17 protein-coding genes and 3 pseudogenes are annotated in these 20269 nt (G+C 33.8%); 17 read left to right on the forward strand and 3 right to left on the reverse strand.

All coding sequences use genetic code 11. The features are described 5' to 3' along the window. Positions 1–39: 39 nt before the first annotated feature. Positions 40–474, reverse strand: coding sequence for a YidH family protein (locus tag ACFOUY_RS00045; RefSeq protein WP_378958396.1), 435 nt, complete (start codon positions 472–474; stop codon positions 40–42). Positions 475–819: 345 nt separating this feature from the next. On the opposite strand from ACFOUY_RS00045, the gene ACFOUY_RS00050 reads away from it, so the two are divergent. Further along, entirely contained in the window at positions 820–1233 is a 414-nt protein-coding gene (locus ACFOUY_RS00050) for a hypothetical protein (RefSeq protein WP_378958398.1), read from the forward strand. Between the two features lie 436 nt (positions 1234–1669). Here ACFOUY_RS00050 and ACFOUY_RS00055 read toward each other — a convergent pair whose 3' ends face one another. After that, positions 1670–2167: a protease gene (locus tag ACFOUY_RS00055; protein WP_452430332.1), complete on the reverse strand. Its 498-nt coding sequence runs from the start codon at positions 2165–2167 to the stop codon at positions 1670–1672. Between the two features lie 741 nt (positions 2168–2908). Here ACFOUY_RS00055 and ACFOUY_RS00065 point away from each other — a divergent pair. From ACFOUY_RS00065 to ACFOUY_RS21625, 15 genes and pseudogenes are all read left to right on the forward strand, one after another. Continuing rightward, on the forward strand, positions 2909–3304 hold the full coding sequence (locus tag ACFOUY_RS00065; protein ID WP_378958403.1) for a response regulator: 396 nt from the start codon (positions 2909–2911) through the stop codon (positions 3302–3304). Positions 3305–3646: 342 nt separating this feature from the next. Beyond that, entirely contained in the window at positions 3647–4327 is a 681-nt protein-coding gene (locus ACFOUY_RS00070) for a TolC family protein (protein WP_378958404.1), read from the forward strand. A 23-nt stretch (positions 4328–4350) separates the two neighbouring features. Then, entirely contained in the window at positions 4351–6492 is a 2142-nt protein-coding gene (locus tag ACFOUY_RS00075; RefSeq protein ID WP_378958405.1) for an exopolysaccharide transport family protein, read from the forward strand. A 51-nt stretch (positions 6493–6543) separates the two neighbouring features. Next, positions 6544–7809 (forward strand): O-antigen ligase family protein, encoded by a 1266-nt coding sequence (locus tag ACFOUY_RS00080; RefSeq protein WP_378958406.1) that lies wholly within the window; start codon positions 6544–6546, stop codon positions 7807–7809. 114 nt (positions 7810–7923) lie between these two features. Continuing rightward, positions 7924–8541: an acyltransferase gene (locus ACFOUY_RS00085; protein ID WP_378958407.1), complete on the forward strand. Its 618-nt coding sequence runs from the start codon at positions 7924–7926 to the stop codon at positions 8539–8541. A gap of 10 nt (positions 8542–8551) precedes the next feature. Then, positions 8552–9331 (forward strand): glycosyltransferase, encoded by a 780-nt coding sequence (locus ACFOUY_RS00090; protein WP_378958408.1) that lies wholly within the window; start codon positions 8552–8554, stop codon positions 9329–9331. Positions 9332–9333: 2 nt separating this feature from the next. Beyond that, on the forward strand, positions 9334–10524 hold the full coding sequence (locus ACFOUY_RS00095) for a glycosyltransferase (RefSeq protein WP_378958409.1): 1191 nt from the start codon (positions 9334–9336) through the stop codon (positions 10522–10524). A 14-nt stretch (positions 10525–10538) separates the two neighbouring features. Beyond that, positions 10539–11720, forward strand: coding sequence for a glycosyltransferase (locus ACFOUY_RS00100; protein ID WP_378958410.1), 1182 nt, complete (start codon positions 10539–10541; stop codon positions 11718–11720). Positions 11721–11778: 58 nt separating this feature from the next. After that, entirely contained in the window at positions 11779–12588 is an 810-nt protein-coding gene (locus ACFOUY_RS00105; protein WP_378958411.1) for a glycosyltransferase, read from the forward strand. 31 nt (positions 12589–12619) lie between these two features. Continuing rightward, positions 12620–13195, forward strand: coding sequence for a gluconate 2-dehydrogenase subunit 3 family protein (locus ACFOUY_RS00110; protein ID WP_378958412.1), 576 nt, complete (start codon positions 12620–12622; stop codon positions 13193–13195). A 3-nt stretch (positions 13196–13198) separates the two neighbouring features. Further along, on the forward strand, positions 13199–14887 hold the full coding sequence (locus ACFOUY_RS00115) for a GMC oxidoreductase (protein ID WP_378958413.1): 1689 nt from the start codon (positions 13199–13201) through the stop codon (positions 14885–14887). 45 nt (positions 14888–14932) lie between these two features. Beyond that, the gene (locus ACFOUY_RS00120; RefSeq protein ID WP_378958414.1) at positions 14933–16285 is read left to right on the forward strand and encodes a lipopolysaccharide biosynthesis protein; all 1353 of its coding nucleotides are present in this window, start codon (positions 14933–14935) and stop codon (positions 16283–16285) included. 29 nt (positions 16286–16314) lie between these two features. After that, positions 16315–17157 carry a sialate O-acetylesterase gene (locus ACFOUY_RS00125; protein ID WP_378958415.1) on the forward strand — a complete coding sequence of 281 codons (843 nt, stop codon included), beginning with the start codon at positions 16315–16317 and terminating at the stop codon, positions 17155–17157. A gap of 144 nt (positions 17158–17301) precedes the next feature. Then, positions 17302–18195, forward strand: coding sequence for a glycosyltransferase family 8 protein (locus tag ACFOUY_RS00130; RefSeq protein ID WP_378958416.1), 894 nt, complete (start codon positions 17302–17304; stop codon positions 18193–18195). A gap of 631 nt (positions 18196–18826) precedes the next feature. Then, positions 18827–19123: pseudogene (locus ACFOUY_RS21625) on the forward strand (transposase domain-containing protein); the annotation flags it as partial. Positions 19124–19142: 19 nt separating this feature from the next. On the opposite strand, the pseudogene ACFOUY_RS00140 reads toward ACFOUY_RS21625, so the two are convergent. After that, positions 19143–19490 (reverse strand): annotated as a pseudogene (locus tag ACFOUY_RS00140) (transposase); the annotation flags it as partial. A 3-nt stretch (positions 19491–19493) separates the two neighbouring features. Here ACFOUY_RS00140 and tnpC point away from each other — a divergent pair. Then, a pseudogene (gene tnpC / locus ACFOUY_RS00145) lies at positions 19494–20269 on the forward strand (IS66 family transposase); the annotation flags it as partial.

Genomic DNA, 20269 nt, shown 5'->3' on the forward strand with positions numbered 1-20269 from the left:
TATCGCTTTGTCCAAAAGTGATATGGTTAAAAGTTAGTGCTAAAGCCAGAACCAAACTGGTGCACTATGCCTCGGAATGTGGTGTACTTTGTTCGGAATAATCACAAGATAACTTGCCAATAATAGGGAAAAAACAAGTATCAGCGTGGCTGTTGTTTTTATCAACAATGTTGAATTATCATACAAACCTCTTTCAAGCATTTTTTCTGTCCTGTGATAGTGTATCATAGCCAAAATAATGGTTATCGAGCCAAGCACCACAAGCAGGACACCGATAACATATGAACGCTCTTCGGGTATTATTGATTTCGATGGACCCAATACCCCATTTATCTGGTTCAAAAAATTGGAAGATTTCTCAACTACAAATCCCAGTCCTATGATGCCAATAGCAGTACGGATCCATGCCAGAAATGTCCTTTCGTTGGCAAGATGATCTGCTGCAGATCCTTTTGTTATCTTTTTTCTTTTCATTTACAAATTACACACTGTAATGCCGTATAAATCAGGTTCTGTTATCTACGATAATCGGCAAAACGCATGCGAAGTTCAATTATCTGTATTTCAGTATTTTAATTCTTTTGATGAGATTTTCCTTGCTGACATATCGACTTTTTTATGGCTTAAGTGTGAGATATCAATAAAAAGGCGTGAGATTTTCATGTCTCGACCCATAGATCGGTTTTGACCAAAACATCCTTATATTAACCTTTTATGGTGAATTGCAGATTTTATGGCTTCGCTTAAGAATTGTAGCCTATATTTGTGCACTTCCCTACCACTTACAAGGGAAGTTTCTTCGAAATCACTAGTATTGTTATGAAAATTATAAGTTATACATTGCTGCTTGCTGCTTTGTTATTTAGCGCCCTAAATTCATTTTCCCAAAAATCTAAGCTGGTATCTGTTAAAGTTGAGTCTACAGACCTAGCGACGCAGACCTTGGTTGCGGTGGAGTGTTCGCAGTTTGAAAAGATGTTCACAACCACAACGGCCAGACATTCTATAACCAGCAGCTCTGATTTAGCGCTGCTTGAAGAAACTACAAAACACTTTATTCTTAGTAATGGAGAGGATAAAATAGATGTCCGGGGAACAGTCACCTTCAGATACAGACGAGTAGCCATAAAGTACTGTTTTGACCGCTACGGTTTATTTTATGGGAAAGGGCGTTATTTTAAAAACCAGTTGCTGTTGAATATTATATTAAAAAAGATTGATTTCGAGAAATAATCTATCCGATTAATGGATAACTGTTGAACGAGCCCACTATGCTCTCAGTTATCTTTCGGTAGGATATCCCTTGTGGGTCAGCATGATTTTGGAATAAAAAATCCCTGATCAAGAGTATAATTTCGGTTCAACTGTTGATTGTACACTATTTATCAAAATTTCAACACCTGTTTGAAAATGGCCTTTTGAGTCATTGTTTTTGATGAAGCCTGCTATTATGGATCCCGACTAGAAGCTAATTATATTATCTGGATTAGGGCAGGTGTTAACAGGTATTTCTGGATAATAAAAACACCTGACCAGCAGATTTTATCGAACATTGCTCAGGGAAGTGTAAAAGGCCCCTAGATAATTTAATTCATCTCATCTACCTTGATTTCGTTTATGTAGGGATTAATCTTGGAGGAATGTTATCGGGTATCTAAGAGCCTTATGGTTATTGATTTTCGAAAATAAAGGTAGCTGTATTGGTCGCTTTTAACCCGCTTACGCCACTGGAATTATAAGAAACCGTATATTTTTTTCCAGCTTCCAGGCGGTATGTTTTCAACAGGTCTACATTGGAGGTGATCGTATCTCTGGGGTTTACGACCAGATAGCTATCTGCTGATGGCGGCATAATCCTTTTTGCCATTGGCCCCTCGTAGGCAACTTCATTTCCATCTTCATCTTTAATATCCAGGTATTTGCTCATTAGAGGTTCAAAAGGTGTATGCCATTTACAGAAAGATCTGCCGTTGGAGTGGTTGTTGTGCACGACAAATTTCAGGTTGACCTTTTCTCCTTTATGGATAATACTTTTTGTAGTCATTACGATATAAAGGGAATCGCTCGGATTTTTTGATCCACTATCCGTATTTGAGTGGTGCACCTTTTGGCTGCAACCTATTAATGCAATTAGCGCAACAGGTATAATAATTTTTAGTTTCAACATGTAATTCATTGTTTTCAGCAGAAACGATAGCCAAAAAGTAAACGCTACAGCTCATTCTTAACCCGATGATTTTCAGGTGGTATAATTTATATCCACCAGATATTATCTTTAATATTTCGAGATTTAATGTTTATAGCTCTCCTCTTGGGGGATTTTTCGCTGTAGGGCAAGCATTAATTATTTATCCATTTTTGAAATGGGACTCTGCAAGGTAGTCTAGCTGGGAAAGATCGGGTTTATTACCATGTCTTAACAAAAATAAATTCGCTGTAAGGTGTTGCCAGATATGTTTCTTTCTCTCTGGAACCAGCCTGTTTTCCCTAGTAGCGCTAAATGTGTAATCAACTTTTTTGATGTTCACTTTTAAATAAGTTTTTACGGAACTGCTTTAAATTCTATTAAAAGTACTGTGATTGATATAATTTTATGCTTCGTATCTGTATAAGAATCAATCATTAAATAATAAGGAAAAGAGCTTATAAGTGTATAATTAGGTTTACATTATTTGTTAAATTGAATTTTTTATAATTTTGTTTTTTTATTTAATATGCTGATTATAAGTATTTTATTGTGTTTGTGTTTTTTTTAATATAGCCCTATTGGGCTATTGGTTTCGCTATCGTTTAAGTTGAACTTTACACTGTTTAGCAATAATAAAGCAAAAACATGTTTAAGAATAAAATTGCATTCTTTGTGATATGGCATTTACAAAGTTATAGGTAGTAGTAACGCATCTCAAATATGGAAATTAGAAGGAGAATAAAGAAGGAAAATAAAAAACGTATTTTGATTGTAGATAGTGACCTTAATATCCTAAAATTATTTAGTTTTATATTAGCCGCTGATTACAATTTAACCATAAAAAAAAGTGGGATTGAAGCATTGTCGTGGTTAACAGAAGGAAATGATCCAAGTTTAATAATATCGGGTTTAAGAACGCCTTACTTTGATGGAACTTCATTTATTAAAAATCTAAAAATTAGTGGCTTTTACAGAAACACACCTGTTATATTACTTTCTTGCACCGAGAGTTTAGAATCTATTGTGAGATCTCTTTCATTTAAGGTTGATAGCTATCTGGAAAAACCTTTTAATCCAATTGTTCTTAAATCGGAAATCGAACATCTGACAGCCTAATTTTTAATAGGCATCTCTTTAAGACAAATAACTGATTAAATATCGAAATATTAAATGACTACATCTGCAATTGAACGCTTTATAGTTAATACTAAAATTGTTTATTTTGGGCAACTTCTAAAAAAAATCATTTCTGACCAACTTGACAAAGCTCAGAAGAAAGTGTAAAGAATCGGATAACTATTATGTAGATAATTACTCAATATCTTTAGATTTTAAAATAATTCTAAAAACTTTTCCTTCACGAATTCAAAAGGAACAAGTTTAATTGTATATTTATACGTTTTTTGTTTCAATTCAAATTTATTAAAAAAATAAACCTCTATTAACACCCTATTATTAATGAAAACTATAAAAAAAATTACGCTTGGTTTCTTAGTATTTTTTAGCCTTAATGCTGCTGCTCAAGAAACAATTATTCCTGAAATAAAATATGCTGATTTAGACAAGTATATTGAATTAGCGAAGCAAAACTTTCCGAGAAAGAAAATGTACGACGCCATGAAAGAAAGTGGCAAAGTGGCCATTCCATTAGCAAACTTATCTTATCTTGATATGTTTACGGGTTCATATTTTTACAGACCTGAAGATAGATCAGTAATCAATCCTCTTAATCCATATACCGTAAATGGTTTCCAGTTCGGAATCAACGTTAGTTTAGGTAATCTTCTTGCAAAACCTTTTTTGGTAAAAAAAGCAAAACTTGAGTATAAAGTTTTAGAATATCAGGCTGAAGAATATAATCTTACAATAGCTAATGAAGTTAGAACAAGATATTACGATTACATTCAAACAATTACTTTATTGAAATTGAACACGCAGATGGCTCAGGAAAATAAAGGTGTTGCAGAAAGTTTAAGAAATAGATTTGAAAAAGGTGAAATTACTTTAGATGCCTACAATCAATCTAGAATAAATCAATTTAATTCGATGCAGGCAAAAATTCAAGCCGAAACTGTTTATTTAAAATCAAGAGATTTATTAGAACAAATTATTGGCTCCAAGTTATCTGATGTGAAGTAAGGAATAGCCTTTAAAACTTAAATATGGATATAAAATCATTCTTAAAACTGGTTAAGAAATATAAATGGGTGCTAATTTTAGTACCCATTATTGCTGTAATAATCACTTACTTTTTGGTTCAAAATTTGCCTAAGCAGTACAGCTCAGAAGTTCAAATTTCTACAGGTTTGCTAGACCCATCTAAAAAGGTAATTTCTAATGAAAATACCGATTTCTTTCAGATAAATCAGCAGTTTAGTAATATTATGGAGAAGTTTAAGATGAAAAAAATCATCAATATACTTTCATATAATTTAATATTACACGATTTAGAGCAACCCAAATCTGCTTTCAGAAAATATAGCGATAAAATAGACTCGTTAAATGCACAGCAAAAGCAAGAAGTAATTAATCTTTTTAGAGAGAAACTAGCAACAAAATCAGTATTAACTCTGGCTGATAACAATGGAAAATACAAATTGTATGACATTGTTGAATCTATGGGCTATGGTGAAACTGGGTTGAAAAAAGAAATTGACATTAGCCATTCAGATAATAGTGATTTTATTAATATTGAATACACTTCACCTAATCCTAATCTTTCTGCATATTTAGTAAACACATTAGCTTCAGAATTTATTGTTAATTACAGTTCTGATGTGAGCAATAATCAAAATAAATCAATTGGTTTATTAGATTCTGTGTTAAAGAAAAAAGAGATAGCGATGAACGCTAAGAATGGTTCATTATCTACATTTAAAAGAAATAAAGGTGTTTTAAACCTGAATGAGCAATCTGCAACGGTATATGCTCAAATTACCCAATATGAAGGGCAAAGAGCAGATGCTTTAAGACAGATTCAATCTACTCAAGGTGCCATTAATACTATTCAAAGTAAATTAAGTGGTAGCGACCCAAATATAAACGGTAGCAGCAGAGCTGATAACCGCGAGATTGTTAGTTTAAAGAGAGAAAGAGAAGCTGCAAATAATGCATTTATCGAAAATGGATTTAGAGCTTCAGATCAAAGGAAAGTAGATTCTTTAACCAGGATAATTCAATCTAAAAGCAATCAAAATTCTGATGAAAATGTTTATGATCCACGTACATCTAAACAAACTTTATCTGCCCAGAAAACACAATTAGAAATTGCGCAGCAAACGGCTAAAAGTAGTATAAGATCTATTGATAACGAACTTGCAAGTTTAAGAGCTAAATACAGTAGCATGGTTCCTTATGATGCTGATATTCAGAACTATGAAAGAGAAGCAGATTTAGCTACTAAAGAATACATGACTGCTCTTGACCAGTATACTCAATCTAGAAACAATCAGGCTATGGGTTTACGTCTGCAAATTGAGCAGGTTGGTTTACCGGGTAATCCAGAACCATCTAAAAAAGTACTTTATTTAGCAGGTTCTGGAATGGGTTCATTTTTTGTTTGCCTTGGTTACATCTTCTTCGTGTTTATGCTTGATCATAAGATTAAAAGCTCTTCACAGTTGGCACATGCAACAAAATCTAATACCGTTGGTGTTCTTAATAAAATTGATGGGAATGAAAGAAGTATAAGAGAAATTTGGAACGATAAAACAGGCAATACCAATTATGAAATTTACCGAGATATGCTAAGGTCTTTAAGGTTTGAAATAACCGAAAAGATGGATGCAGATAGCAGTAAAATTTTAGGTATAACAAGTTTATTGGCAGAAGAGGGCAAAACCTTTATTGCCTACAGCTTGGCTTATGCATTTGCAATGACGGGTAAAAAGGTCTTATTAATTGCAGATGAACTTCCTGTAGTAAAAGCAGAAAGTAAAGCGTTGGCAACAAGTCAGAACTTTCAAACTTTCCTGATTAAAAAGGAAATTCATACTGAAGATTTGATTACGATAATGAATAAAAGTACAGCTAGAGAATCTTTACTTGAAATGCAGAGCATTAAAAGTTTAAAAGCAGGTTTCGATGTACTTAGAGAAGAATTTGATATCATTATTGTTGATGTAAATAGCTTGCACGATATAAACATTGCAAAAGAATGGTTGCTGTTTACTGAAAAAAATATAGCCATATTCGAGTATGGAAAAGTTTTAGCTGATAATGATAAAGAATTTGTTGATTACATTAAAAAACTGCCAGGATTTTTAGGTTGGGTTCTAAATAAAACTATAATAACAGCTAATTAATTTGTTGTTTATACTGTTGTTTAGAAATTTTAAAGCTGTTCTTATTCGTATATGAGAAGTACCCTATTATTTACGCTTATTTTTTATTGTTTTACCTTTATAGTTCTGGGTAGGGAGCTTGGTGGCTTTCCTTTCGGTATTTTTATCGAGGTTTTTATTTTCTTGCTTACAGTAGGTGTTATTGTTAAAACGCCTAAAGAAGATTGGAATAACATAAACAATAGTTTTGTTTTTCTAATGCTTTTGTGGTTTGGAATAAGTGTTTTAGAAGTTGTAAACCCTGGTTCGAACACAATTGCCTGGGTAGCAGAAATTAGAACAACTGCTTTTTACCCGTTGTTTTTGGTAATTCTTGGCTTTTTAATATTTAAAACAAACCGATCACTCGATATATTCCTGATTCTGGTAATTGGAGTTTCTACATTAGGGTCACTTAATGGAATGAAGCAACTTTTTATTGGTTTATCGCCAGGAGAAACTGCCTTTGTTACCGCTAATGCAAGTACACATTTGCTTTGGGGTAGATTAAGAGTTTTTTCCTTCTATACGGGTGCAGGGCAGTTTGGTGCATCGCAAGCTCACATCGGATTAATGACGCTAATACTAGCATTAGGGCCCATTAAAACGAAGTGGAAGAAGATTTTGCTATTTGTTTGTGCAGGCTTAAATTTATATGGAATGCTTATCTCTGGTACACGAGGTGCATTATTTGCATTAGTAGCAGGTGTATTTTTAGCTATATTTTTAAGTAAAAATTATAAGGTTGTTATATTAGGTGGTTTTGTTGCTGTTTTTGCGCTTGGCATTCTAAAGTTTACCCATATTGGTGATGGAAATTATCAGATTTACAGGTTAAGAACAGCATTAAACCCCGAAGATCCTTCTTTAAATGTGAGGTTTATAACTCAAAGAAACTTAAAGGAATATATGGCTACAAGACCATTTGGAGGTGGCTTAGGTGTAATTGGTTACAATGGCGTTAACTATAACTCTGATAAATACCTTTCTACCGTTCAACCCGATAGTTACTTTGTTAAATTATGGGCGATGTATGGTGTTGTAGGTTTAACCATTTGGGTATCTATCATGATGTTTATTTTAGGTAAGTGTTGTGCTATTGTATGGAGATTGGAGGATCCACAGTTAAAAACAAAAATCATTGCCTTGACAGCTGGTTACGCAGGTGTGCTGATCTGTAGCTATGGTAACGAGGTTATAAATAATATGCCTACATCAATTGTTATTTACATTTCATGGGTATTTATTTTTATAAGCCCAAGGTTGGAGAAATTAGAAAGAAGTACATTATTAGATTAAAAATTATGCCATTAGAGATATTTGCATTACCTGCCATAGTTTGTTTCATTCTTGGAATAGTAAATGGATTAAATAAGGAAAACGACTAAGTTTTATTGTTATGAATATTATTTTATGTCTATAATTTCAAAAATAAAATCAAACCCAAAGTTAAAGCAAATGGCGTTGTCATTGCTTATTCCTAAAAATGATCATAAACCAAGATTATGGGTAAGGATTTTTCTAAATCCTTTTAAGCATAAAAGAGGTAAAAATTCGATTGTTAGATGGAAGACCAGGGTTGATGTTTTTCCTTTTAATAATTTTGAATTAGGTGCGAAATCTATAATAGAAGATTTTTCTACCATTAATAATGGTGTAGGCGATGTAATAATAGGTTCAAATACTATTATTGGATTAGGAAATGTAATTATTGGCCCAGTATCCATCGGAGATAATGTAATGTTTGCACAAAACATTGTAGTATCGGGTCTTAATCATGGATACGAAGATGTGAATATACCTCCTGCATTTCAGAAGGTAAATGTAAAACAAATTACAATTGCAGATGATGTTTGGATAGGTGCAAACAGCGTAATTACGGCTGGTGTAAATATTGGAAAACACAGTGTTATTGGTGGTGGTAGTGTCGTTACTAAAGATGTTCCACCTTACTGTATTGCAGTAGGTAATCCTGCAAAAATTGTGAAAAAATATAATGCAGAAACTTTGACTTGGGATAAGGTTTTATAAGAATAAAATTATGACAGAAAAAGTAACTCATTTTGATAATGTAACTTTACTCATTACACACTATAATAGAAGCCATTCTTTAGAAAGATTATTAGCCTCGTTTAGTAGTTACAACTGTACTTTTAACGAAATTTTAGTTTCTGATGATGGCAGTAAACCTGAACATATCGAGTATATCGAAAATCTTAAAAACAAATACGATTTCACTTTGCTTAAATCGCCTAAAAATAAGGGCTTAGGTAATAATTTAAATAAAGGGCAGGATGCTGTAAAAAGCCCTTATACACTTTATGTACAAGAAGATTTTGTACCGCTTCCTGGATTCGAAAAGCCTTTAAAGGATGGTTTAAATATTTTAGAAGAAGATCTCACTGCTGATTATGTTAGATTCTATTCGTATTTTAAACATCCTACAACTAAAACATTTAAAAATGGGTTTTCAGAAATGATATTTAACCCCTGGTTGCCAGATACGAATAAGTTTCATTTATATAGCGACCATCCACATGTAAGAAGAAGCTCTTTTTTGCAGAAATTTGGACGGTATAATGAAACTAAACACTCTGATAAAATAGAGTTTGATATGATGATTTCTTTTTTGAGGAATAAAGGCAAAGGCTATTTATTCAATGATTTTAAATCGGTTTTTGATCAGGTAAATAGTTCTGCTGAACCAAGCACGGTAAAGAGAGACTTTTGGAGAAATAGCGATAATGCTTTGGTTAAAGTTATGAGGTATCTTTACAGACAATATATCTTTAATTATAGTTACTTTTTGAAAAAGTATTAAATATGGATAATGACATTATTATAATTGGTCAGCAGCCTTGGGATACCGAAATTGGAAGTAATTGTAAAAACATTGCACTCGAACTTAGTAAAACAAACCGTGTTTTATATATCAATTCGCCTTTAGACCGTATTACTTTAATAAAAAATAAAAAAGAGCCCAAAATTCAAAGGCGAATAAATGTTATCAAACATAAAGAAGATGGGTTGGTAAACATTAAAGATAACCTCTGGAATTACTATCCTGATTGTATTGTTGAATCTATAAACTGGATAAGTTCTACTTCTATTTTTAGATTGTTAAATAAAAGGAATAATAAAAAGCTTTCGAAGTCAATCCAAAAAGCTATTGAAAGCCTTAAATTTAAAAATGTCGTATTATTTAATGATAATGAGATGTTTAAGGCATTTTATCTTCAAGATTACTTAAAGCCATTTATAAGTGTTTATTACTCCAGAGATTACATGATCGGAGTTGATTACTGGAAAAAGCATGGTGAAACGCTTGAACCGGAGTTAATTGCTAAAAGTGACTTATGTGTTGCAAATTCAGAATACCTTGCAGCATATTGTCGTAAGTACAATCCTAAATCATTTAATATAGGCCAAGGTTGCGATATAGAATCTTTTAAAAATGTAGGTACGGCCATACCTGAAGTTTTGAAAGATATTAAAACGAAAATTATCGGTTACGTTGGCGCTTTAAGTACATCGCGTTTAAATATTGAAATTATTCAACATATCGCAAACCAATATCCATATTATAACGTAGTTCTTGTTGGTCCGGAGGATGACTCGTTCATAAATAGTGAATTGCATAATATTAAAAACGTAATATTTATCGGACAACGGGAAGTAGATGAATTACCTTTATTTATAAATGCATTTGATATTTGTATTAATCCTCAAACCGTAAATGCCATAACTAGAGGGAATTACCCAAGAAAAATTGATGAATATTTAGCTTTAGGTAAGCCAGTTATTGCAACAAGAACAGAAACAATGGAGGTTTTTAAAGATTTTGTTTATCTAGCAGATACTAAAGAAGACTATGTTGCACTTATAGAAAAAGCTTTTATTGAGCATAATAAAGAACTCGAATCGGCGAGAAAGGAATTTGCCTTTAGCCATACTTGGGAGAATAGTGTAAAGACAATGACCATAGAAATAGATAAATTGATTAATAATAAGTAAGATTATAGGAAGATATGTACGTGTTGTTGATTTTATTTCATCTTTTAGAAGCAGTAGTAATTATTAATTTAATTTTCCCGGTATTTCTGTGGATTGTTCAACTTTTTGTGGCCAGGAAAGATAATAGTCAGATAAACGATTCGATTATCGAGCCTGATTATGCAATTATAGTAACCGCTTATCAGCAGGTTACGCTAATACCCGAGGTTGTGAAATCAATCTTAAACATTAATTACAATAATTACATTATTTATATCGTTGCTGATAATTGCGATGTTTCGACTTTAATTTTTAACGATGATAAGGTTGTAGTGTTAAGACCTGAAGAAGTTTTAGCCAGCAACGTAAAATCTCACTTTTACGCCATTAATAATTTCAAACGACCACATGAACGATTAACAATTATTGATAGTGATAATTTAGTTCATGCTGATTACTTAATAGAAATGAACAAAGTTTTTTCTTTAGGTTATCAAGCAGTTCAGGGTGTTAGAGCTGCTAAAAATTTAAATACTAATTATGCTTGCCTGGATGCGGCTAACGATATTTATTATAGATATGTGGATAAGAAATTGTTGACCGATGCTGGTTCTTCATCCTCTTTATCTGGATCGGGTATGGCTTTTACAACCAATATTTATGTTGAGTGTCTGAAAAATATTGATAGTAGCGGAGCTGGCTTTGACAAAATACTTCAATACGAAATCGTTATCAGAAAACTTAAGATTGCTTTTGCAAGTCAAGCAATTGTTTTAGATGAAAAGACATCAAAATCTGATCAACTGGTAAAACAACGTGCCAGATGGATCAATACTTGGTTTAAGTTTTTTAAATTAGGTTTAAGGATGACTTTTAGCAGCTTAATTAACTTTAACTGGAATCAGTTTTTGTTTGGTATTATGCTTTGCCGCCCACCATTATTTATTTTACTATTTCTTACAGTATTCTGTTTTGCAGTTAATGTTTTTCTTATACCTGAAATGGCAGTGTTGTTTACTATATTAGCAATCTGTTTTGTAGTAGTTTTTATGAAGTCGCTTTCTTATTTTAAGGCAGATAAGAAGATCTATAAATCGTTAATGGATATACCAAAGTTTATATATTTTCAAGTATTGGCGCTTATGAAAGCGAAAGCAGCTAATAAAATATCTGTTGCAACAGAACATTACGTAGAAGAAAAAACAATAAATAATTAGGTGGAAAGAAGGAATTTAAATTCTGATAAAATTCATCTCAAAAAATAAGAAAAAAAGAATGAGGCCAATTCAAATTCCTGCATCAATAAACAAGTACATTAAAAGCCATTTAACAAAAGAAGAAATGTGCAAAATGGCTGCAGATAGTTATAAAAATTTGTATAAAGGAGAACCAGATATTAGCGTAGTAATGCCTGCGTACAATGAAACAGAAAGTATTGTGCCCGCGTTAGCTTCTTTATGTGCCAACAAAACAAATAGGAAAGTAGAAATTGTAGTTTCAAATAACAACTCTAAAGATGATACCGAAGCGTTAGCAAAAGCGTGTGGTGTTGAAGTTGTTAGCGAGAGCAGACAAGGTATAGCATTTGCCCGAAATGCAGGTATGGCCGCTGCAAGAGGTAAATATATTTTAAATGCTGATGCGGATACCATTTATCCTGAAGATTGGATTGAGCTAATGGTTAAACCGTTGATCGAAAATGATGATGTTGCAATAACTTATGGCCGCTTCTCATTAATTCCGATCGGATCGACTGGCCGAGTAACCTATTTTTTCTATGAGCATATTGCCCAGCTTTCGAGATGGTATAATAAAAAGGTAAAAGATGAGGCGGTAAATGTTTACGGATTTAATTCTGCCTTTAGAAAAGAACATGGTTTGCAGGTTGAAGGATTTAATCATCCTCCGGGAACCATTGAAGATGGTTGGCTTGCACTTAAGTTAAGAAATAAAGGTTTTGGTAAACTTTTTTATGTTAATAATATTAAAGCTTTAGTTTGGACAACTGACAGAAGGATTCAGATTGATGGAGGCCTTTGGAAAGGAACTTTAAAAAGAGTTAAAAGAGTTTTGAATATCAGATAGATCGAAATCCTAGAAAATTGACACAGTTATAATGAATAGAAGAACCACCTTAAAAGGTATATTAGCTTTAAGTGTTGCTGGAGTATCTTCATTTTCAGCTTATAAATGGATATCCTTGAATAAGGAAGTCAATATCGCGGAACTACAGTCTTACAAAACACTCATCGATGAACTGGCAGAAACAATAATTCCATCTACTAACACACCTGGGGCGAAAGAAGCTGGAGTTAGTGGTTATATTGTTAATATTTTAACAAATTGTACTGGAAAACGAGAGCAAAATAAGTTTTTAAATGGTCTTCAGGATTTAGAAGCCTACACAAATGATTCTTTTGATAAGTCTTTTGTTCAATGCAATGCAAATGAAAGGACTAATATTTTAAAACATTTCGAGGAGAAAGGGACTTATTCTTTTCAAATTCTTAATAAAATAAATAATAAATTTTTAGGACAATCATTTTTCTCTAAGCTTAAGAGTTTAACTGTCGAGGGCTACTGTTTATCAGAATTAGGCGCAACAAAAGGTTTGGTTTATGATTATATACCACAAACTTTCGAAGCTTGTATTCCATTAAAAAACAACCAAAAATCTTGGGCAACGAAATAACATATGCAAAGTAATAATATTGAAAATCAAAATACTTATGATGCAATAGTTATTGGCTCAGGTATTAGTGGTGGCTGGGCAGCAATGGAGTTATGTAAAAAAGGACTCAAAACTTTGCTTCTTGAAAGAGGGAGAAATGTAGAACACATTACAGATTACCCAACCGCCAATTTAAATCCCTGGGATTTTAAAAACGGCTACAATAATACCAATGCCGATGCCGAAACAGATCCAATTCAAAGTCAGGCTTATTCTCCGGCAAATAAACACTTCTATGTTAGCGATAAAGATCAACCCTATATCCAAGAAAAACCATTTAATTGGTTTAGAGGCTACCAAGTAGGTGGTCGTTCTTTATTATGGGGAAGACAATGTTATCGCTTTAGCGATTTAGATTTCGAAGCCAATAAAAAAGATGGTAATGGTGTCGATTGGCCAATTCGATATAAAGATATTAAGTCCTGGTATGATTACGTGGAGTCGTTTATAGGCGTAAGCGGACAGAATGAAGAACTTCCTCAATTACCTGATGGTAAATTTTTACCACCTATGGAGCTTAATTGCGTTGAGCAGTATTTAAGAAAATCAATAAAAGATAACGATAAAAGAACTTTAACGATTGCCCGTGTTGCAAATTTAACACGAGGATGGGATAATAGAGGACCTTGTCAAAATCGTAATTTATGTTCTAGAGGCTGTCCATTTGGTGGTTATTTTAGTAGTAATAGTTCAACCATTCCTGCTGCTAAAATTACAGGAAATTTAACCCTAAGGCCTTTTTCTATTGTTTCTGAAATTATATATAATGAACAAACTCAAAAAGCTAAAGGGGTTAAGGTTATTGATGCGAATACCAATGAGCATATCGAATTCTACTCTAAAATAATCTTTATAAACGCATCTACTGTAGCCACAAGTTTGCTATTACTCAACTCAAAATCGAAGCGCTTTCCTAATGGCTTCGGGAACGATAGCGGACAAGTAGGTCATAATTTAATGGATCATCATTCATCTGCTGGTGCTTATGGAGTTTATGATGGATTAAAGGATAAATATTACAAAGGCAGGAGACCGTGTGGCTTTTTAATACCGAGATACCGAAATTTAGATAAAGATGAAAATTTAGGTTTTACCAGAGGTTACAACATTCAAGGGCATGGAGAAAGACAAGAATGGATGGATAGGATGGGAGCTCCAGGATTTGGTAAAGAATTTAAGAATGCACTAACAACACCTGGCCCATGGACAGTTTGGATGGCTGGTTGGGGAGAATGTTTACCATATTATGAAAATCAGATAACTTTGGATGAAACCCAGAAAGATAAATGGGGAATGCCATTGGTTAAGATTGATTTTTCATTCAAAGAGAATGAGAATAAGATGATGGATGATATAAAGGGAACTTGTGAAAAAATGCTTGTGGATTCTGGTTTCTCTAATGTACAGGCATTTAATTATTCGAAGCCAGGCGGTTCAACAATCCACGAAATGGGAACAGCAAGAATGGGTTTAGATCCTAAAACATCTGTTTTAAATGGATTTAATCAAATGCATGCCGTTAAAAATGTTTTTATAACTGATGGAAGTTGTATGACTTCTTCAGCTTGTCAAAACCCATCTCTAACCTATATGGCCCTTACTGCAAGAGCTTGCGATTATGCTTTTAAACAACTAATGGCTGGTGCTATTTAGTTTATTGAGTAAAATTATTAATAGATACAATAAAAAAACCTTTCAATGTCCAACCTTTTTAAGAAAATAATTGCAATATATAAAAACGTACATTTTCAATCCTTATTTGGAAATGGTGTTATGGCTGTTATTGGATTGGTTAGTTTAGGTATTTTGTACAGAACACTTTCTTTAACTGATGTTGGTATTTACATATTCGTTTTAACCATAAATGGATTAATGGATACCTTAAGAGGTGGTTTTTTAACGATTACATTTATCAAATTTTACTCTGGCACTGTAGGTAAAAGAGCAGAGGAAGTAGCCGGTGCAGCATGGTTCTTAGGCTTGGCGATAACGGCCTTGGCTGTTGTTATTAATATACCTACGTATTTTCTCGCTAATTACTTTACTGATGCAAGTGCTGTCATATCACTTAAATATTTCTCTATAATACCTGTTATCACCTTACCATCATTTATGGCGAATTGTGTTGTTCAATCTTATAAAAGATTTGATAGGTTGTTGGTTTTAAGAGTTCTAAATCAAGGTTCGTTTGCTGTAGCAGTTTTGGTTCTTGCCTTGCTACACAAAGTAACCCTTAATTCTGTTTTATTAACATTCGTAGGCTCCAACCTGTTATCCAGTGTTTGTGTTTTAATTTTTAGATGGACAAAAGTACTTTCTATTAAATATGCGAATAAAGAAACAATCCTAGAACTTTTTCACTTTGGGAAATATGCAATGGGTACTAATATCAGTTCTAGTCTATTTGGCTTAACTAGTACATTTATAGTTAATTTCCTAATAGGTCCTGCTGCTTTGGCAACATGTAATTTAAGTAGCAAGTTTTTGCAAATTATCGAAATCCCACTGTTAAGTTTTGCCGCGAGCGGAATGCCTATATTATCTGCTCAGTATAATAATGGCGAAAAACCTGAATTAATGTATACCTTAAAAAAACTTGTAGGTATGCTAAGCGTTGCATTGGTACCTATTGCAGTATTCGTACTTATTTTTGCTGAACCTTTAATTCACGTAATGGGAGGAAAAGAATATGTTTCGACTGAAGCACCTAACTTATTGCGAATAATGATAGTATGTTCACTTCTATGGCCAGCCGATCGTTTTTTTGCTTTAGCTTTAGATGTTATTCATTTACCTAAAATCAATTTCTATAAAATTTGGGTTATGTTAATCGTAAATGTTATCGCTATTGCTATTGGTTTAGCATTATATAAATCAGTTTACTCGATAACTGTAGCAATGGTGTTTCCAACAATAGTGGCAATCGTTATGGCTTATCGACCATTAAATAATTTCTCTAAATTTAGTTTCTGGAGTGTTTATGTAATTGGTTACAAAGAATCCCTGCTATTTATTAAAGAGTTCAGTAGATCCTTATTTAACAAAGCTTAATAATATATTATTTTAAAGATTAAAGTTTTATGAAGAACAAAGTAAAATATCTAATTATTATAGTTGGCTGTATTTTGTTAGGTATTTTGGCAGATCGGAATAAAGAGTATTTAATTAATGCTCAGTTTATTAGAACCTATCTACACTTCCGAAAAGAAATTCCAAATAAAGAAGAAATTGTAAAATCAGATAAAGTGATGATTTTTTTAGCCTTCGGTCAATCGAATGCTGGTAATTATGGAAATGGGAGTTATGTTTCTAAAAATGAAGTGTATAATTATTATAAAGGAAAACTTTATCATGCGAAAGAACCTCTTTTAGGTCCGGATGGTGGAGGTAGTAGTGTTTGGACCAGAGTTGGAGATATGCTGATAGATAGTGGGCTTTACAAAAAGGTAATCATAGTCCCATGCGCTATCGGTGGTACATCTGTTAAATGCTGGTCAGAAGGAGAATGTAAAGAAAAATTACTTTCAACATTGGATTACCTTCAAAAAGATAATATAAAATTAACACATATATTTTGGGATCAGGGAGAGACTGATAATGTTGATAATACAACAACTCCTGAATATAAAGCAAGATTAAGCGCTGTTATCAAAATGGTAAGGGATAGAAAGTTCAATGCACCTTTTTACATCTCCATTTCAAGTTATTTTCCATATAACAATAACAATTTAAACGGCATTGATAAAGATATAACCAATGCACAAAACGAACTTATAGCCGAAGGTCCAAATATTAAAAGAGGGCCCAATACAGATTCATTAAATTTAGCTTATTACAGAGCTGATGCCGTTCATTTTACGGAAAAAGGCTTGGATCAACTAGCGCTTAAGTGGTTTCAAAGTATAAAAAAGAGCGAAAACTAACATAATTTTATGTTTTCTATACAGCGTATTATTATTTGTGTTATTTTTATTTTCTCTAATTTTTTAAGCAAAATTACGCTCTCTCTAATATTCCATAAAAAGTGCTTTCACTAATGTGGAGAGATATTAAATTACTTTTTTAAAATGAAAAAAAACAACATCTCCATTGTCGTTGCCAGCGATAATCATTATGCAATATTAATTGGTGCTTTAGTTAAATCTATTGAACTTAATCACTTAACTGAGGAGCTTGTAGATTTTTATATAATTGATGATGGAATCTCAAGCCAGAACAAACGTAAAATAGAAGAATCAGTTAATCCCAATAAAATAACAGTGAAATGGTTTGAAAAGAAAACCATCATACCTGAAGGGGTTAGTATTCCAGTTGATAAATCGGCATTTCCATTAACAACCTATCTAAGACTTTTTGCTCCATATGCATTACCTGCTGATGTAGAACGAATGATTTATCTGGATGTTGATACGGTTGTATTAAAAGATATTTCTCTTCTTTGGAATACGGATTTAAACGGACATACCATTGGCGCTGTAATAGATGTGGGAAAAACTGTAGACTGCGCCTGGGGAGGAATACCTAACTATAAGGATTTTGGATTAACTGCTGATACGAAGTATTTTAATGCTGGTATAATGCTTATAGATGTTATCAAATGGAGAGAACAAGAGATATCAAAAAAGGTAATTGATACACTTAGAACTTATGCCGAACATGTTGTATTAGTAGATCAGTATGGACTTAATGTTGTGTTTGCCAATAAATGGGAAGAATTGAATCCAAAATGGAATTGGTTTGCTACATTTTATGATGAAGACCCTTACATCATTCATTATTTGGATATTAAGCCTACATTTAAAACTTACAGATCTCAAGAGAAGTTTAAAATTATCTTTTTTGAATATTTAAATCAAACCAAATGGGCAGGATTTAAACCAGTAAGCGGAAAATATAGAGTATTTAGAAAGGTTTCCAATAAGATTAAAAAGCAAATTATGAATTTCTTTCAAAAGGATTAGATATAAATTCATTTTAAAAACAAAAAAGGAGGCTGTCTCAAAATAAATGAGGCAGCTTTTTTTGTGTTTAAATAAATCTGGAGTGTTATCTGTCTGTTGCTGGCTAGAATATTTTATTTAACCATTGNTTATAAAAGACTTGAAAGCGGTACTTTTCGCCGTCCCACCAAAAATGGTGATCTTATATCCTGGAGCGATCTTGTTCTGATGGTTGAAGGTATACACGTGGTGAGGAGTATAACCAAAAAACGGTATTCATTAGTATAAAAACACACTTTTTACTTGCCCAAGCCATGGCTTTTTTGTATTTTTATGGTATGGAAACGGCACTGGAAAACCTCTCAAAAAAAGGAGGCTGTCTCAAAATAAATGAGGCAGCTTTTTTTGTGTTTAAATAAATCTGGAGTGTTATCTGTCTGTTGCTGGCTAGAATATTTTATTTAACCATTGNGAAAAAACGGTATTCATTAGTATAAAAACACACTTTTTACTTGCCCAAGCCATGGCTTTTTTGTATTTTTATGGTATGGAAACGGCACTGGAAAACCTCTCAAAAGAAGATCTTTTAAAGATCATTTCCGGCAATCGCCAAACAATTTCCGGCCATCTCCAGGAGATAGATCACCTAAAAGAACAGATTGCTATGTACAAGCGTATGCAGTTTGGGCAGAAGCGTGAACGCTTCCAGGGAGATCCTAACCAGGCCATGCTTCCCTTTGGCGCAGAGCTTCAGGTTCTTGAGGTACAACAAGAAGAGGTTAAGCAAAAGATTGAATATGTACGCAAGCGCCCAAACCACCACGGACGCGCAAAACTGCCATCACACCTCCCTGTAGAAGAAATTGAGATACACCCGGAAGGTGATCTTACTGCAATGGTGTGCATTGGAAAAGAGATTACCGAGGAACTGGAATGTGAGCCCNTAAAAGCAGCAAAAGCAATCCCTTTTAGGCTGCTTTTCTTCTAACATTTTGTGCGATTGCCAATAATCCCCATTCTATTGCCACTTTTTCCTTGCCGCGGAGCATGAAGCGGCGGAACCCATGGTTCTGTTTAATATTTCCGAAGACTGGTTCAACATCATGACACCTTTGCTTTCGTTTCTCAATTCCCTTCTCACTGTTTAGTAGCTGATATGCCTTTGCTTTATGTCTCCTTAAATTCTCGTTAATCTCTATAATCCTATTCCCCTGGGATTTGTGGCAGGCACCATTGAGTGGGCAGGTAGCGCAATTCTTTGCCTGATACCTTTTGCTGGTCTGCTCAAACCCGGTACTTGTTTGCCGCTTGCTATCGCNCCAGGTGCAGGCCTATTGGCGTCAATACTTACCGACAAGTACATGGACCACCTCCCGCTCTACCGGCAGAAACAACGCTTTGCCAGGGAAGATATTCAAATCGCCGCTTCCACAATAGAGGGCTGGACAAGGCAATCACTCGAAAAGCTGGAACCACTCTACCATCAGCTCGTTTTCGATATCAAAACAAAAGGCTACCTGCAAGTAGACGAAACCCCAATAAGGGTAATGGATAGTGATAAAAAGGGGGCTTGCCACCAGGGGTATTATTGGGTATATCATTCTCCCTTGGATGGTACGGTGCTCTTTGATTACAGTCCTACCCGCGGGAGCAGTGCGCCCTTACCAATCCTAAGCAATTTCAAGGGCTATCTGCAGACAGATGGGTATGTGGTTTATCAGAAATATGCGCGCAGCAAAGATATCACACACCTTGCCTGTTGGGCGCATTCTCGCCGTGAATTCGAAAGAGCCCTGGATAATGATAGGCCGAGAGCCGAAAAGGCTTTGCTCATGATCCAAAAGCTATATGCAGTGGAGCGAAAGATTAGGGAAAATGGTATGACTGCTAATGCAGCCAAAGATCTACGCCTGGAAGAATCATTGCCAATAATAAATGAGCTTGGTAAATGGATCTTTGAGGAAATAAAGACAACCCTACCAAAAAGCCAGATCGGGAAGGCAATGGCCTATGCCTATGCAAGATGGGACGCACTAAGCACATACCTATATGACGGAGCCCTTCAGATTGATAATAATCTTTGTGAAAATGCCCT

Origin of the sequence: Pedobacter jamesrossensis (assembly GCF_042650905.1) — a bacterium.
Taxonomy (GTDB): domain Bacteria; phylum Bacteroidota; class Bacteroidia; order Sphingobacteriales; family Sphingobacteriaceae; genus Pedobacter; species Pedobacter jamesrossensis.

Coding starts and splice junctions, on each gene's coding strand:
- ACFOUY_RS00115 (WP_378958413.1), top strand. CDS start 13,199: ATGCAAAGTAATAATATTGAAAATCAAAATACTTATGATGCAATAGTT.
- ACFOUY_RS00075 (WP_378958405.1), top strand. CDS start 4,351: ATGGATATAAAATCATTCTTAAAACTGGTTAAGAAATATAAATGGGTG.
- ACFOUY_RS00105 (WP_378958411.1), top strand. CDS start 11,779: ATGAGGCCAATTCAAATTCCTGCATCAATAAACAAGTACATTAAAAGC.
- ACFOUY_RS00110 (WP_378958412.1), top strand. CDS start 12,620: ATGAATAGAAGAACCACCTTAAAAGGTATATTAGCTTTAAGTGTTGCT.
- ACFOUY_RS00065 (WP_378958403.1), top strand. CDS start 2,909: ATGGAAATTAGAAGGAGAATAAAGAAGGAAAATAAAAAACGTATTTTG.
- ACFOUY_RS00080 (WP_378958406.1), top strand. CDS start 6,544: ATGAGAAGTACCCTATTATTTACGCTTATTTTTTATTGTTTTACCTTT.
- ACFOUY_RS00100 (WP_378958410.1), top strand. CDS start 10,539: ATGTACGTGTTGTTGATTTTATTTCATCTTTTAGAAGCAGTAGTAATT.
- ACFOUY_RS00050 (WP_378958398.1), top strand. CDS start 820: ATGAAAATTATAAGTTATACATTGCTGCTTGCTGCTTTGTTATTTAGC.
- ACFOUY_RS00055 (WP_452430332.1), bottom strand. CDS start 2,167: ATGTTGAAACTAAAAATTATTATACCTGTTGCGCTAATTGCATTAATA.
- ACFOUY_RS00070 (WP_378958404.1), top strand. CDS start 3,647: ATGAAAACTATAAAAAAAATTACGCTTGGTTTCTTAGTATTTTTTAGC.
- ACFOUY_RS00045 (WP_378958396.1), bottom strand. CDS start 474: ATGAAAAGAAAAAAGATAACAAAAGGATCTGCAGCAGATCATCTTGCC.
- ACFOUY_RS00090 (WP_378958408.1), top strand. CDS start 8,552: ATGACAGAAAAAGTAACTCATTTTGATAATGTAACTTTACTCATTACA.
- ACFOUY_RS00125 (WP_378958415.1), top strand. CDS start 16,315: ATGAAGAACAAAGTAAAATATCTAATTATTATAGTTGGCTGTATTTTG.
- ACFOUY_RS00120 (WP_378958414.1), top strand. CDS start 14,933: ATGTCCAACCTTTTTAAGAAAATAATTGCAATATATAAAAACGTACAT.
- ACFOUY_RS00130 (WP_378958416.1), top strand. CDS start 17,302: ATGAAAAAAAACAACATCTCCATTGTCGTTGCCAGCGATAATCATTAT.
- ACFOUY_RS00085 (WP_378958407.1), top strand. CDS start 7,924: ATGTCTATAATTTCAAAAATAAAATCAAACCCAAAGTTAAAGCAAATG.
- ACFOUY_RS00095 (WP_378958409.1), top strand. CDS start 9,334: ATGGATAATGACATTATTATAATTGGTCAGCAGCCTTGGGATACCGAA.